This window comes from Runella rosea, from assembly GCF_003325355.1.
In the GTDB taxonomy this organism is placed as follows: Bacteria; Bacteroidota; Bacteroidia; order Cytophagales; family Spirosomataceae; genus Runella; species Runella rosea.
This window is the reverse complement of record NZ_CP030852.1, coordinates 37049-52621: the sequence shown is the minus strand read 5'-3', so window position 1 is coordinate 52621 and position 15573 is coordinate 37049. Positions and strand designations below refer to the sequence as shown.

Here is a 15573-nt window from a genome sequence, read left to right as displayed (position 1 = left end):
TCATTTCAATAATGAAAAAAACTTTACTCAAAACACTGGCTTTTTTGTTTAGTTTTTCGGTTTTTTCACAAAATACTCTCCCTGATAGTTCTGTGAAAAAGATTTTGTTATTGGATAATAACCTACTTAAAATCAGAAAATTATATAATTTAGCTGAATCTGTAAACAACACCGATATCAGAAGGGCAAAAAGAATCTTTCATCTTTCATACCATATTGCTAAAGTAAATAACCACCTAGAATGGATACCCAAAATTGAATTTAATCTAGGAAATGCTGGGGCGAATTTAAGCCAACCCGATTCTGCCTTTTATTACTACAATCGGGCTTTGTACGCATTCCAAAAACAAAATAATTTAAAATGGGAAGCCAGAATTTTTGGTAAAATCTGTTGGGTATATAACAATCTGGGCAATTTTGAAAAAGCGCTACTTTACGGATTTCGGGCGCTTACAATTTATCAAAAACTCAATGACCCCATTGGTATTGCAAAGGCTAATTCTGAATTAGCCTTCGTTTTTTTTTCTCAGAATAAATTGGAAGACGCAATCAATTATGCTCAAAAAGCGTACGATGAACAAAAACAATCAAATATTTTAAGGGACCTCTCCACATCGGCCCAAATTCTCGGGGATGCTTGGCTGCAGTCTGGTAACATTCAAAAAGCGTTGGCATTTCATAACGAAAGTCTAGCAATCAGGCGCCTCTTCAACTACGACATTGATATTGCTCTTTCACTGAATAGTAGAGCCAATACTTACATAAAAAAGCGACAATATTCATCCGCCCTAGCGGATTACAACCAAAGTCTTCAAATAGCCCAACGCAGCGGAATTTATTGGCTCACCTCATCGGTTACTGGCAATATTGGCCAGGTTTACAAACTGATGGAGCAATATCGAGATGCCTTGCCTTATCTCCTTGAAAATGAAAAACTTCTAAAAAAAACATTTCACTCCCAACAGGCTGTAGATAATTATAAACTTCTGGCCGAAGCCTATGGCCAGCTTAACCAATACGATTCTGCCTTCTACTTTCAAAAAAAAGCATCCTATATCGGTGACAGTCTGCTCCGTATTCAGAATAGCACTCAATTTTCGAGTTTAAAAACCCAATATGAATCCGAGCAGAAGGAGACTCAAATTGCCTTACAAAATAAGCAACTATCGGAAGATAGGATAAAACTTTGGGCTTTATCTTCCTTCCTTGGCCTCATGTTAATTGGTGGCCTGATGCTCTTCAGACTCATTCGTACATTGCGCCAGCGCAATAAAGAAAAGGAGTATCTGATAAGAGAAATTCATCACCGCGTGAAAAACAACCTTCAAGTTCTTTCCAGTTTATTGCATCTTCAAAGTAGATACATAAAAGATAAAGTGGCTTTGGAAGCCATTCGAGAAAGTGAAAACCGGGTGGAAGCGATGGGGCTGATTCACCAAAAATTATACATGGGAGTCAATCCAGGAACGGTTGATATGAACGATTATCTCAAAAATCTAGGTATTTCGTTATTGGATTCATTTGGCTTGATTACCACCGAACAAGTGAAGATTAATTATAAGCTAGATCAGATTTATTTAGACGTCGACACCGCCATGATTATTGGCCTCATTGTTAATGAATTATTAACCAATTCTCTTAAATATGCTTTCCCAGAGGGGCGAACAGGCGAGATTGAACTTTCATTATGTGAGGAAAATGGCAAACTCTGCCTTCAAGTAAAAGACAATGGTATTGGCTCCGCCAAAGCCCCAGAATTAAATAATGGAACCGCTTTTGGATTGAATCTGGTAAAGATTTTAAGTAAAAAACTCAAAGGAGAATCCAAAATCATTGAAACAACGGAAGGATACTCAACCTTTCTCCAATTTGAAAAGGTCTTGGGGAATCGCACGGTGTTAGGGATTTAATAAATTTAGTCGATTAAACGATGGCTTTCGATTAAGTCAGATTTAATTTATCCATTTACTTCAAGATAAACCAAAATGCAAATCTTGGGAACATACTACCACAGAATCTGAATAATTGATTTTTTATTAAATTTTACTACACAAGCACCTAACCAAACTAAGACAACCATTTGGATACCAACTATTTACATACTATGTGTTTAAGTAGACATTGGTATAAACAAATCACGGTTTTAACAAATAATCAACCTCCCTTTTTTTAAAAATCACCCTCACAGACAGCCAAGACAATGGCTTCTTCTACCAAAAAAATAATCGTTTTAATATTTCAAGGTCAGTTAAAGGCTGAAACTTGAACCGCCAGTGTATTTACCCCTTAGGGAGAGCCATTTTCTGATACTTACCATCCAAAAAAAATGTCTACCTTGTTAAAGCTTTCTATGTAATTGAGTGTTGGAGGAGAATTAGAAGTACAGTGAACAATACATGATAGCTATCGACACAAGGACTACCTCATATTTCATTAATCAAAGTAATTTAGTTTTGTCATGAAGCATACATTTAAGTTCTATACACGAAATACTACAAATATCTCATTTTTGCACTTTTCTGGGTAATCCAGAATCCACTTTAATATACAACCTGAGTTATGCGTAAAACATTGTTTCACTTTGAAAGTGTAAAAATAATACTTCTAGCGTGGTTGTGTTTCAATACCCTGACCTTAAATGCTCAAAGTCAGTTGGTCAACGAATGGATTAGGCCCAATCAGAAATATTTAAAATTTTCAATTACGCAATCGGGAATTTATCGTATCAGTTATCAGGATATTAAAAACGCAGATGCTACTTTTCTCCAGACAAACCCTATTCATTGGCAATTATTCTGGCGAGGAAAGGAAATAGCCATACGCATTGTAGGCCAACAAAACGGGATTTTTGAAGACACTGATTACCTTGAATTCTACGGCGAAGGAAACGACGGGAGTCAAGATTCGCTGCTCTATCGGCCACAAAAAAGGCTACACCCCTATCAAACGCTATTTTCGGACGTTGCTGCCTATTTCCTAACCATCCATCCTTCATCTGCTGGCAAACGAATTTTGGAATTAAATACCTCCGCACAAGGCCTTATCCTTGAAAAATTCCACCTTGAAGAGACCGTCCAAGCCTTCATAAAAGAATATACTTTTAACAGTTTGAAAGGAATCGAACCTACGCTCCAACAAAGTTATTTTGAGCCTGGAGAGGGATGGTCTGGAAACCTCCTGACCTCTGACTCCATTGGTGTAGTTCATTTCAAATTGGTGAATCAAATCGAAACCAATTGGCCCATCAAACTGGAAGGCATGATCAACGGTCGGGATAATCTGTTTCATCAAATTGAGATTCAAGTAGACACCAATCCCCAAACCACCCTGCCCTCCTTGGATTTTTGGGGATTTATGAGCCAGACATTCCAGACCACCATTGCGGCAAGTTCGGTGCTCAACCAACGCCTTAGCGTACGTTTTGAGCCCAAAAAAACCAACATTAAAAATCAATTTTCAATTACCTACGTAAAACTATCCTATCCGCAGGCCTTCGACATGGCGGGGGTGTCCTCCAAGGTATTTCACCTTCTGGCCAACGCCCGTCAGTCTGCTTTACTTTTGGTACAAAATGTGCCCACGACCGCCACAGGCTATGACATAACCGACAAATCCAATTGCAGACTCTTAACTTTGGAAATTAGTGACGGCCAAGCGCAGATAGTGGTCGATGAAACAACCCGCAACCGCGACATTCTGTTGACGACTCAGTCGTTGAAACCAATGGGGATTGCGCCAGTCAAATTTCAATTGACCTTCTCTGCATCAACAGATTACGTGATTATTACCCATACTTCGCTAAAACACTCAGCCAAAGCTTATGCCGACTACCGTGCCTCCTCGATCGGGGGAGGGCACAAGATACTCATGGTAGAGGCTGATTCTCTCTATGATGCGTTTAACTACGGCGAGCGGGGTCCGTTAGCCATACGTCGTTTTGCGGATTTTATGCTATCAAATACGGCGGTAAAAAATTTACTGCTAATCGGTAAAGCCTGTAGTTATCCCTATTTTGTCAAAACTGCCGCCGATGATTTAGTGCCGACAATCGGTTATCCAGGCTCCGATATTTTGTTGACGTCTGGTTTAAAAGGCTTTTCGGCCAATACCCCCGCCATACCCACAGGAAGACTCAACGTAACTACCGACGAGCAGGTTCTGTCCTATCTGGCCAAACTCAAACAGTTGGAGGAAACATTTTCTGAGGGTTTATGGCGTAAAAACATCGTTCACATCAGCGGTGGAAAAACCCACGACGAAGCGCAAAGTTTGAAGGCCGCAATCCAACATCTGGGAGATATATTTAGAAACGGATTTGTGGGTGGAAAGATAACATCCTTCCACAAAAGCAATCCTTACGAAAAGGTAGAATCCATTGATATTGCTCCGATTGTCAATGAGGGCACCAGCTTGATTACATTTATTGGCCACGCGGGGCCCTCCATCACCGACCTAAATTTTGGTTTTGCTTCACCGCCAGAGAATGGTTTCCGTAACCGATTTTATCCCCTCATGATTTTTAATGGTTGTGGAGTTGGGGAGATTTTTTCCCGTTTTAATACCCTCTCTACCGACTGGCTGTTGGCCCCTGAGAAAGGGGCGGCAGCAGTACTCGCCCACTCCTACTATAGCTACGAAGCACCCACCACCCGCTACTTGACTAAACTTTACGGCAATTTATTTACCAACGTAAACACATTTGGGTTATCGCTAGGCAGAACCCAACAACTCCTGAACGAAAACCTTGAAAAAGAGAGCATTAGTGCTTTTGACGTATCAGTTTTGTTGCAAATGGTGCTTCAAGGAGACCCCGCATTTATCCCATATCCATTATCAAGCCCCGATTTTGCCGTGGCGCAAAAAGATATCTACATTCAATCTTCGGTCACGGGAAGTACGCTCAAAAACAGTGATTCGATTCGAGTGGTAATTCCCATCAGTAATTTAGGCAAATTCGTGCCCGATCGACCTGTCTCATTGTTATTGAAAATTACGGGAAAAGTCTCCACCGAAAAAATAATTCTAGTCAACGGTTTTCGTTACCGCGATACGGTGTATCATACCATACCAACGGATACTATATTGAACAAAATTGAAGTACGCATTGACCCCAACAACCATTTTATTGAACTGAACAAAGCCAACAATACCACCACCCTTCTGATTGATTGGACGCAGGCAACGGGCAACAGTTTTCCACCCAATCTTGTACCCGATGTAGTCAGCCCAGTACTTAGTGTTTTTATTAACGGGGTCATGAAAGAAAACTACGCCCTCGTTGACCCAAAACCGAAAGTAGATATTTATCTCGTGGATGAGAACCCATTGTCGGCCAGTGATTTAAGTGCATTTGAGGTTTTTTTGTTGGCGTGCAGTACCTGTAGCCCTCAAAAAATATCCCCAGAATTAGTGAAAATTACCGCTTTTTCGGACAATCGGCTGCGAGCCTCAACCCATTTAGACCTCGATGAAGACAAAACCTACCAGCTCATTATTTTTGGAAAAGATGCCTCAGGTAATCGAACAAAAAACCCCTATACGCTAACACTCAACCCCTTACCCCCCAATGCCCCTATTACTTTTTTGGCTTATCCGAACCCAGCCATTTCATATGTCAAGTTTGAATTGAACCTGAACAGAGAGGAATTGCCGACCGAGTCGCGACTGACCATTTATAACCTATTGGGATTACTTGTTTTCGATGGCAATTACCCCGTCGAAGCTGGTAAAAACACTTTTCTATGGCAGGCAAAAGCCCCCGGGCATTACATCTATAAATTACGGCTAATCCGAAAAAACGGGCAAGCAGAAATGCATACTGGAAAACTTATTTGGTTGTATTGAGCAATCGGTTGCTCGCTATTAATTCCCACTTCATTGTTGCACCTGACTCAATGATGCCCTTGCCGATGCAATCAGACGACGACTGGCAAAAGGCAACAGCAACATCTTCACGGTACACCAAACCAATATTTGGGGCATAAATCCGGAAATATTTTGATTGATTGACCAAGGTAGAATCATTGTCTCCCATCACTGAAATAGTACGATCAAACCCCAAAGGCCCCCTTCTATACGCTTTACCTTGATTCTGATATTGGAGTTTAGTATCGGGGCGGGTATTGTACAAATTAGAATTCCAAGAAGTAGTAAGTAAAATGGGAAAGACCAATTCAATCATCGGCACGTTGTTTTCTTGACTAACAACTTCCGAAAGGCTTTTATAAACCGTATGGATGCCCGTGAGCTTCCAAGCAGACTGCTCCGTTTGCCGGGTAGACTCTTCAACTAGATAAAACAATTGACCATTTTGAAGGTATGAACTCTTAATTTTTTCTTGAAATTGATAACTACTTTTTAGGGATGATTTAATGGCCAAATACTTTTCCTGCGTCACCTGATACACCCAATAATCACCAACCTGTAGGGGGAAAAAAGCCGCGTCATCGGGGGTGGGTTCATGGTTCATTTGCCGACATCCTTCGCACAAGCCAAGGAAAAACAGCAGGAAAAAAAACCACAAATTGTGTTTCTTAAACATCGTTTAAACAATTGATAAACAGCTACTAAAAGCGACCTTGGGTAAAGATAACAAAGTAATGCAGATATTACAAGGACATAATCCAGCAGAAGATTGTTTGCCGTGGGGATAATCAGTACCTTGAAGAGCTAAAAGCGCACGTATTGTCTTTATTTTTTTCGTTAATGAATATGGGTGGGATTGCGGGAATGATTCGGTTTGATGGTAAGGCGGTTTCTGCCCAAGACCTCACACATATTAAACAAAGGCTAAGGCACCGGGGAGAGGTATCGGGTCAAATCATTGACCAAGGAGCACTGCTGGCGTTTGGAAATACAATTGAATCAAACAATGCCGCTGGTATTTACGCCGTGGTGCATACTGATTTTCCCAACCCGTCAATCAATCAACTTTTTATTTCTAGTTTTCTTCAGAATGGCCTTTCTTCGTTCAATGAGTTAAATGCTGATTTCGCCCTAACCTTGTGGGATACTCGCCAACAGGCGCTGGTTTGCGCAAGAGATATTCTGGGCGTTATGCCCTTTTACTATGTACATCAGCCGGGTCGTTTTTTTGCCTTTGCTACCGAAATTAAAGCTTTGATTGGGCTTGCGGGAATAGTAGTAACACCCAACAGACATAAATTCAGGGAGTACCTAACCTGGAGTACTACGTATACACCTTATAGTTCAGAAACTTTTTACGAAAATATCTACAGCCTTCTGCCGGGCCATTTTCTTGAAGTCAATGTCGAAAAAGTACATTTAGCACCTTACTGGAACCCAAACCTTGGAAAGTTCAGCCAAATAAGCCGCCCCGAAGAATATTCAACGTTGTTTAAAGAACATTTTACCGCCGCGATTGACGCCCGAATAAAAGGTAAAATGAGCATTGGCGCTCATTTGAGCGGTGGTTTGGATTCTTCATCGGTCAGTTGTATCGCCCAATCTTTACTCACCCAGCAAAAACGCCCTTCACTTCATACCTTCAACATTGACACAGGGCTGGCTTCGACTGATGAATCTACGTTTGTGGAAGCTGTCGTGAAGCAATACCATACGCAACACCACACCGTACATCCCACCGCTGACGTGCTCGATGCTGTACTGAAAATCAATCAGCTTTTTGACCGCCCCGACCACTTTATCATTCCGTCCAGTTTTCACCTGAGTGTTTCGATAAAGGCCAAACAACTGGGTTGTGATTGTTTGCTCACGGGGCACGACGGCGACAGTGTTATCACCACCGGTCTTGAGTACTTGGATTACTTAATAGACACCAGTGATTGGCAAGAACTACGCCTGGCCTGTCTGCAATATATCTCATACACTGAGCGAAATCTGGCTTTTTTAGGGAATAACAACGGAGACTTAAGCACTCATTCAAAATACGAAAAATACGCCTTGCACATCATTGGAGGCAATATAACCAAGCGGTTCCGCTCCCATCCATTTAGTACTTTTTTAAAGGCATTATCCATCACAAAACAGGCGCTTAGGATCTCTACATCGGCCATTATTGCGTATTGCATTCAGCGTGTCAAGGCTAAAATTGTTCATCAAAACCTTCTTGACAATGCATTTAGTGTTGAGTTTAAACAGCAGATACCTGCAAGAGTGCTTCAGTCTACCGAAGCATTGAGCGCTTCTATTTCGTCGGAGTTTAATGTTTCTACCAATCAAATTCTTAATACAACCAATGTAATCTGTAATGAGCAATTAAATCACATTGGTGCTTATTACGGCCATCAATATACGTTTCCTTTCTTCGACAAAAATGTTGTAGAGTTAGGCCTGTCGACCCCTGCCAAAATCAGCTTTGATCATGGACGCGGACGTGGTTTGATTCGGAATGGCTTACAAACGATTCTGCCTTCTCAAATTGTTTCTCGACTTACCAAAGCCAACTTTGTGGAATACGGTACGATTTCGGCCCAGCAACTCTATTTGGCAGCGCATCAGCAATTTAAATCGCCAAGTCATGCCATTTGGGAGGTGATTGACCGCACCCTATTTTTAAAAATCGTGAATGTTGTATTTGAGCATCGAGTGCCAATGCAAAGAAAAACCCGGTACAACTGGCTGTTGAGTCGTATTATTTACCTAGCACTCTGGCTAGATTCAGCCAAAAATGCTAGGTAGTTATGGGTATATAATATATCAAACGTAAAACTTCTTCACTTATACATTTGGTTAACCTTCAAAAGAACCGCCAAAACCATCGGTTGCCGACCCAAGTTTTTGAGTCATTTTCTTTACTTTACCCAAGACTTTTAACTTGGGGGTTTTATACGCCTTTTTAGAGGCTGGAGCTGATAAATACTGACCTTTAGTATTCATGGTTGAGTTTTATTAGTAGTGGATGGTGGACAATAAAAATTGAACTGAAAATTTATAACATCTACTCGACGACCACGCGGTGATTCCGCGTTTGCCCTCGCTCCACTACTGAGAGAATATACACACCAGTGGCTATCTTGCTAGTAGCTTTTAACATAAGATTACCAGACTGGACTCCAATTTTTTGAAGGGGAAGCAAACGTCCTTCCATACTATAAAGATTGACCAAAGCGGTTTCTGGCTCGTCTAAACGCAGGGTAAACCTTCCCTCACTAACAACGGGGTTAGGAAATACCCCGTAGGCATCTTCCCGTAAAACAACCGAAATAGCTGGATAGACCGTCACTTTACCGCTGAGATCGGTTTGTGTCAATCGGTAATAGCTGGTACCAGAATACGCTTTTCGATCCACAAGGCGATAGGTTTTCAAGGAATTGCTGTTGGCAGCGATTTCGCTTATTTCTTCTACCTTTTCAAAATTTCTCAATTCCTTACTGCGCTCCACGAGAAAACCTTTGTTATTGGTTTCCAGCGATGTAGTCCAAGCCAAGTCAACTGTTTGATTTGAAAGGGGTTTGGCAGTAAAAGACACCAAAGTAACGGGTAATGGCCGCGCTACATTGGTCACTGAATTATTGTTTAATGTAATTGCCCCTGCCACTGAAAGGCCTCTCCCCTCAAGGGAAGCACCAGTATTCAGGACTATAGCACCCTGTGCAAGTATAGTACCCTTAAAGACTGAGCCAGTCCCTAAAGTAACGGCTCCATCTACCTGAAAAAACACATTGTTGGCGGTAGCACCGTTAATCAGAACAATTGATGAAGAAGTTGCGGTCGTTAAAGCACTGCTTAACTTTATGATAAAAATCCCAGTCCCGCTTAAAGTTAAGGTTCCGTTTAAAGTTGTAGGAGCGGCCGTATTTTGGCAGTAAACTATCCCTGACATCAATGTTTGCCCAGCTAATTCGGGCGCAATGATTGTACCACAAGGACGTGAGTTCAAAGAGTTATAGGCCGATACTACATCTATGGCGGCCTGCGCTGCTTCGGGTGAACCTGGCAAACGAATGTTTCCCACTACTGTACCTGGAGGAAAGCCACTAAAAGCCCCCACATTAGTACCAATATCACCAATGACCATTGATGCCCCCGTATTCGTAAAAGCCCCATTTGCCGTAAATAATGCAAAGTCAAAGGCTGTCCCCAGATTAGGAGCCTGTCCAAAAACTAAACTTTTCAAACAAACCAAGGTGGATACGCTTAGAATTAGAAATAAATTTTTTTTCATTTTTTTTTAAATTAAATGGTGATTCTCTTAAACCTGTTGACAAAAAAAATAATGCAATAAATACTCCCTCAAAAAGTACAATGATAAAAAATGGGCCAAAGCAGTTTTAAAATCGATAAGCGGATAGATAGCTCATTTTTAATTGTTTTGTTGTGATACAGTCGTAATTGAGTACTCTTCAAGCAATTGGGTAAGCTGCAGGTTCAATTAATGATGTAGAAAGTCGAAAAATACGGGGAATCCAATTTCGCAGAAGTATTTACTTCAAGTAAATCCATAACGATAGCATAACTATAAACAGACATAATACAAATGTCAAACTTAGGAGCATAATTTGTGTTACATATTTCCAGAAAATAATTATATAAATCACACTTTTTTAAAGTGTTAAATTCGACTAGCCCTGTAAAATGAGTGGAACTCATTTTACGTTTGGGACACCCATAATAAACTTTGGTATTGGCAGGTTATTCACAGCAAAAACAAAATGATTTTGTTGTAATTCAATTAAAACTGATTCTGCTTCATCAGTAAAGTATTACATATCTTAGATTTTTTCTTACATAAATCTCACATTTTAAAGGGTTTATATACAATTTGACCAATTTTTTAGTTGTGTGGCATGATTGTTTAGTGCTTACGGGTAGATACGCTCACCTTATGTTTTGTATAGCTTAAGGGCCTCGGTTTGTATTCATCTGCTTTTAGTAAAAGCGATGATATAATGAATACAATCAACAAAAAACTACATGAAGCTATACATCAAATTTATGGTCAGTCTACGTTGTAAAATGGTAGTGGAAGCGACCCTAAAAAAGCTCAGGTTGCCTTACAAAACTATTGACTTGGGTATGGTAGAGCTTTTGGAAGAGATTACACCACCACAACGTGAAATCCTTAAAGAACAACTACTCCAATCAGGACTAGAATTGCTTAACGATAAAAAAAGTATCCTTATTGAAAAGACAAAGGCCGTCATCATTAAAATGATCCATTATGAGAATGAAGTACCCAAAGTAAATTACTCAGACTATATCAGCGAAAAATTAGGCTACGATTATACATATTTATCAAACATATTTTCAGAGCATAAAGGCATGACTATCCAACAGTTCATTATCCTTCATAAAATTGAACGTGTCAAAGAATTGCTGCTATATGATGAGATAAATTTAACCGAAATTGCCTATCGCCTCCACTACAGTAGTGTCGCACATTTATCGACTCAGTTCAAAAAGGTGACAGGTGTCCCTCCATCCTATTTTAAAAAATTGTGGCAGAAGCGCGAAGGAAATCTGGAAAATATGTGATATATCGGATGGGAAATTTTAGACGTGTGTCAATTATCACATGTACTCTTACCCAAATTAAATTTTATAGTAATATAACCAGTTTTTTGGCAAGTGTCAAATCGCTACATCGTTTGTAGTAATCCAGTCTGTGAAGACTCATCAATTACTTAGAAATGAGTACTTGATAAGTTTTAAAAAGATGAAACGCAATTAGGTTAAAGACTTATTACCACAGGTGCAAGTGCCTTTTACCTGCCAGGAATTCGATGTCAAGTTTATCAGGATTAAGGGTAGCATTCGAAATGTGCAAGTTTTGACCATTTTGGATGTTTTCTCCCGATGGAATGTTAGTCATTTAATATCTTGGTGTTAAAATATTATTTAAACGCGTTTTTCAAACTATGATTGTACCTGAAAGATTTTATGTTAGATGTGATAAAAGGTCTCACTGCGGCGGCCTCTAGATTTGAGAGAATTCATGGAGGGATTGGCTTTCAAAATCCTGCTGAATTCTTGAAATCAAAAGGGTGGTAAATGAAGAATAGTCCTAATAATCAAATCAGTTTTACCAAAATAAGGGAAACTCTGTGTCCAAGATTTAGTGCTCTGCACACCTTTCATACGGGAATAAATAAGCCCGTTATCCAATTTAACTACTGGTCCTAAAATAGGAGCGCACATTAGAAGTATTTGCTTGATGTTCAATCGTAGGTCTATTAATCAATGAAAAGAACTATGCTAAGGGCTTCTATGAAAAAGTGCTTAGATCCCTTTTTTTAAAATATAATTTTGTTATTATTTGACATAAACCACTGATGTTCAACATTTTCCTTACCCGCTTTTTTGTCTTTTTGAATATCTTGGTATGATTTAATAACTGGAAGTTCTGGTAATGTAAGAGGATGAGACGACGGTAACGCCTGACCGTTAAGCTCTTTTAAGACATTATTCAAATCTTTTTGCTGCGGAGTTAAACAAACGAATTGAAACAGTTTTTGCCCCTGCCTGTTTTCAATTTCATCACTGATACGTTTCAGTACTTTTGTAGTTAGTTCGGCATTATTCAGAAAGTGAATCTCAGTACGCGTAATCAGGTACTGCATATTTTCGTCGAGCATTGTCTCTGTGATAGGTATGTTCTGGAGATGATGCTCGATTTGCTGTTCTTTATTTTTCTGAGATTTGTCATTACAATTTTTGGGTATTCGTGACGCAAACAAATTCATCTCTTCCGCTAAAGCCCTGATAAAACCCTCATTTAATTCCTGCGCTTTTCTTGCTCCAGCGGCCAAAGGGTAGCGAAGTTCCAGCTTCAACCGGTTCATTCCCGTGGATTCTTGGGTTTGGGTACTTTCCTTTATTTTCTTGGGTTGCTGTTCAACCGTCGATGAAAACATCAGGTACGGTTTAATCTTCATTTCTGGGTCTTCGGATGGGTGATCCAATACCAAATAATTCACTGCAAATCGTAGGCCGGCATTATCACCATCCTGTGCAATTACAAACTGTGCCTGAGGATTTTGATTAAGAATTTCCTGTAAAAAAGCCAGTTGTTTCCCGCTGGGCTGTCCACAAGTAGCGACGTATAAACGTCGTTCATTGGCTTTTTCAGGATTCAATTGTTTTAACGAAATTGCATCAATAGGCGATTCCGAAATGATTATTCGATGAACAGGGACTTCATTCAGACCCGTTTTAGCTTGCTCATAAGGTACAATCAAACGCATTTCTTTCCCTACCTCTCCGTACATAAATACGAAATTTTCGGTATCACGACGGTAAAGAGTTCCAAGCGTTCCTACCGGTATCTCCAGTCCATTTTCGGCTTTCAACGCCCTTTTTGCTTCAAAAAACTGATTAGAACGCCATAAAGCCTCCCCTCTCTCTCCTTTAGGAAACGCTTTATAAGCCATATTCCGAATATCCATTGATTGAATGTTTCCGTTGCGCGCATACATGGGAAACGCTGTATTTGCGTACTGAATAACTCCGTTATCAAAAGTCACATTTTTGAGTCGTCCTTCAAATTCTTTGGAAAAGAGTACATCTTTTGAAATATACCGACTTTCAAGGTATTCAGTATCTGTAAGCGGTGTAATCTGAAATTTGCGGTATAAATCCTGCTCGCGGAGGCGTATATCTTCCCTGCGACGGTCCGACACCGGTTCAACCACGCTCTGCTCGGGTAAATCTATCTTTTTGGCAAATACATCGGGAAGCGTACCAGATTGAGCCATCATTAATTCAATCTTCTCAAATATTTGGCGGTAGTTTCCATGCTCCATACGTTCCATGAACTTAAAAATATCGCCTTTAAATTGAGGATCGTTTAAGTCTGCAAAGAATTTGGCAGCGAAACCTCCGTCAACAATGACAGATAAGCGTTGCTCTCCTTTTCGGTAGATGCGCGAAACAGTTGATGACTTCGATTTGACAAACCTGTAGCCATAGTGTTGCAAAACCACTTCAAGATCCAATATTCGTTTGATTTGTTCTAAGTCTCGCATCAACTTGTTTCTTTATTTAATGCAATATATTACACATTTAATAAACAAACAATTGCGTTTTTAGAAAAACAGAGCCAAACAAGCATTATATTGCACATTCAAATCTTCATTTATGACTCTCATTCAACTTGGTGAAACCATAAGGCAACGTCGACAAAGGCTTGATATTCGCCAAAACGACTTAGCCGACTTGGCAGAGATAGGACTTCGTACCGTGATTGCCGTTGAAAACGGAACGGGTAATCCATCATTTCAAACGCTAACTAAAATTGTAGAGGTGCTGGGTTTAGAACTTAACCTGACCGTTAAATTATGAGAAAGGCGACTGTCTATCTTAATCATGAAGCAGTGGGCGAACTGATTGAAACGCCTGACAGTTTCATTTTTCGGTACGATGACACTTACATCACTCGCCCCAATATTGAGTTTGACGTTGCCCATTTCAAATCAGGAATATAAGTCGCCTTACCTTTTTCCTTTATTCTATGGCCTGTTATCAAAGGGTTATAATCGTGCGATACAATGTCGATTACTTAAAATCGACGAAAATGATGATTTCGGGCTTTTGTTGGCCATTGCACACTCTGATACGATTGGAGCAGTTCGAGTTATGGAACAACCTAAAAAAACAGACCATTAAGCTATGAAAATCATGGTTTGTCCCTCTACAATACAACTCAACTTTGAAACTTACTGTCCTAAAGACCGGCAGGTACTTTTTAACGGTAAACGCGTTTCTCCTACCCTTCAAACACCAAGACATCAGAGCATCAACTTTTCTGGTTTTGGCCAATCATTTCGGTAGCTTTCCATTTCGGGCGTACAGGGAAAAAATGTATTTGTTCTTGACGGTACTTCTTTACGGCTGCCTCAACCAAATGAGCAAACACACTATATATTGAAACCTATTCCTGCCGATTTACCTAAGGCAACTGAAATACCCGCTAATGAACATCTTACCATGCAAATTGCTCGGCAAGTGTATGGTGTTTCATCAGCAGCTAACGGCCTCATTTTCTTTGTCGACGAAGAGCCCGCTTTGCTTTTTAAACGCTTTGATTTTCGGTCTGATGGTTCAAAATGGCGGCAGGAAGATTTTGCTTCATTATCGGGCCGAACGAAGCAATCAGCAGGGCCAGATTATAAATACGAAGGCAGTTATGAAGAAATTGCTCAATTGATAAAACACCATTTGTCCGCTTATCGGGTAGAATTGGAGAAATTTTTTCGACTGGTATTATTCAATGATTTGTTTTCAAATGGTGACGCTCATCTCAAAAACTTCTCCATTATCGAAACCCTTGATGGTGATTTTGTACTGAGCCCTGCTTACAACTTGATTTGTACCCGCTTACATCTCACTGATTCGGATATGGCGTTAAAAGACGGTCTTTTTAGTAATGATTACGAAACCGATAGCTACACTGCTAATGCTTTTTACGCTTTCGTTGATTTCCTCATATTTGGTTCTCGTATTGGTACTGCCAAAAAACGAGTACGCCAGCAATTGGTTATTTTTCAGAAAGACTACGAGAAAGTGTAGACTTTAACGCAAAAATCTTGGCTGAGCGATGCTGCTAAGTCCATGTATTTAACATCTTATGAATCTCGATTGGAGCGTTTAAAT

13 protein-coding genes are annotated in these 15573 nt (G+C 40.1%); 8 read left to right on the top strand and 5 right to left on the bottom strand.

Annotated elements, in window-relative coordinates; all coding sequences use genetic code 11:
• Positions 1–11: 11 nt before the first annotated feature.
• Positions 12–1910, top strand: a complete 1899-nt coding sequence (locus DR864_RS28865) for a histidine kinase dimerization/phosphoacceptor domain -containing protein (protein ID WP_114070615.1) — start codon at positions 12–14, stop codon at positions 1908–1910.
• A gap of 649 nt (positions 1911–2559) precedes the next feature.
• Entirely contained in the window at positions 2560–5844 is a 3285-nt protein-coding gene (porU2, locus tag DR864_RS28860) for a putative type IX secretion system sortase PorU2 (RefSeq protein ID WP_114070614.1), read from the top strand.
• On the opposite strand, the gene DR864_RS28855 is transcribed toward porU2, so the two are convergent.
• Positions 5828–6541, bottom strand: a complete 714-nt coding sequence (locus DR864_RS28855; protein ID WP_114070613.1) for a hypothetical protein — start codon at positions 6539–6541, stop codon at positions 5828–5830. The two genes, porU2 and DR864_RS28855, sit on opposite strands and share 17 nt — an antisense overlap.
• 143 nt (positions 6542–6684) lie before the next feature.
• Here DR864_RS28855 and DR864_RS28850 point away from each other — a divergent pair, with 143 nt between their 5' ends.
• Entirely contained in the window at positions 6685–8661 is a 1977-nt protein-coding gene (locus DR864_RS28850) for an asparagine synthase-related protein (RefSeq protein ID WP_229599616.1), read from the top strand.
• Between the two features lie 51 nt (positions 8662–8712).
• Here the strand turns inward: DR864_RS28850 and DR864_RS30120 are convergent, their stop codons facing one another.
• Positions 8713–8859 (bottom strand): hypothetical protein, encoded by a 147-nt coding sequence (locus DR864_RS30120; RefSeq protein ID WP_205319308.1) that lies wholly within the window; start codon positions 8857–8859, stop codon positions 8713–8715.
• A 61-nt stretch (positions 8860–8920) separates the two neighbouring features.
• Complete coding sequence (locus tag DR864_RS28845; RefSeq protein ID WP_114070612.1) at positions 8921–10147, bottom strand: ice-binding family protein; 1227 nt, start codon at positions 10145–10147, stop codon at positions 8921–8923.
• Positions 10148–10896: 749 nt separating this feature from the next.
• Here DR864_RS28845 and DR864_RS28840 point away from each other — a divergent pair.
• Positions 10897–11457, top strand: coding sequence for a helix-turn-helix domain-containing protein (locus DR864_RS28840; RefSeq protein WP_114070611.1), 561 nt, complete (start codon positions 10897–10899; stop codon positions 11455–11457).
• Positions 11458–11665: 208 nt separating this feature from the next.
• Here DR864_RS28840 and DR864_RS30435 read toward each other — a convergent pair whose 3' ends face one another.
• Both DR864_RS30435 and DR864_RS28835 read right to left on the bottom strand, forming a co-directional pair.
• Positions 11666–11794, bottom strand: a complete 129-nt coding sequence (locus tag DR864_RS30435) for a hypothetical protein (RefSeq protein WP_262510968.1) — start codon at positions 11792–11794, stop codon at positions 11666–11668.
• Positions 11795–12215: 421 nt separating this feature from the next.
• The gene (locus tag DR864_RS28835) at positions 12216–13946 is read right to left on the bottom strand and encodes a toprim domain-containing protein (protein ID WP_114070610.1); all 1731 of its coding nucleotides are present in this window, start codon (positions 13944–13946) and stop codon (positions 12216–12218) included.
• 112 nt (positions 13947–14058) lie between these two features.
• On the opposite strand from DR864_RS28835, the gene DR864_RS28830 reads away from it, so the two are divergent.
• The 4 genes from DR864_RS28830 to DR864_RS28820 all read left to right on the top strand — a co-directional run bounded on the left by DR864_RS28830 (position 14059) and on the right by DR864_RS28820 (position 15489).
• Positions 14059–14262, top strand: coding sequence for a helix-turn-helix transcriptional regulator (locus DR864_RS28830; RefSeq protein WP_114070609.1), 204 nt, complete (start codon positions 14059–14061; stop codon positions 14260–14262).
• On the top strand, positions 14259–14405 hold the full coding sequence (locus DR864_RS30505) for a hypothetical protein (RefSeq protein ID WP_310587576.1): 147 nt from the start codon (positions 14259–14261) through the stop codon (positions 14403–14405). Before DR864_RS28830 ends, DR864_RS30505 begins: the two co-directional genes overlap by 4 nt.
• Positions 14341–14586, top strand: a complete 246-nt coding sequence (locus DR864_RS28825) for a HipA N-terminal domain-containing protein (protein WP_114070608.1) — start codon at positions 14341–14343, stop codon at positions 14584–14586. The genes DR864_RS30505 and DR864_RS28825 overlap by 65 nt, the downstream gene beginning before the upstream one ends.
• A 171-nt stretch (positions 14587–14757) precedes the next feature.
• Positions 14758–15489 carry a HipA domain-containing protein gene (locus DR864_RS28820; RefSeq protein WP_262510969.1) on the top strand — a complete coding sequence of 244 codons (732 nt, stop codon included), beginning with the start codon at positions 14758–14760 and terminating at the stop codon, positions 15487–15489.
• Positions 15490–15573: the final 84 nt, after the last annotated feature.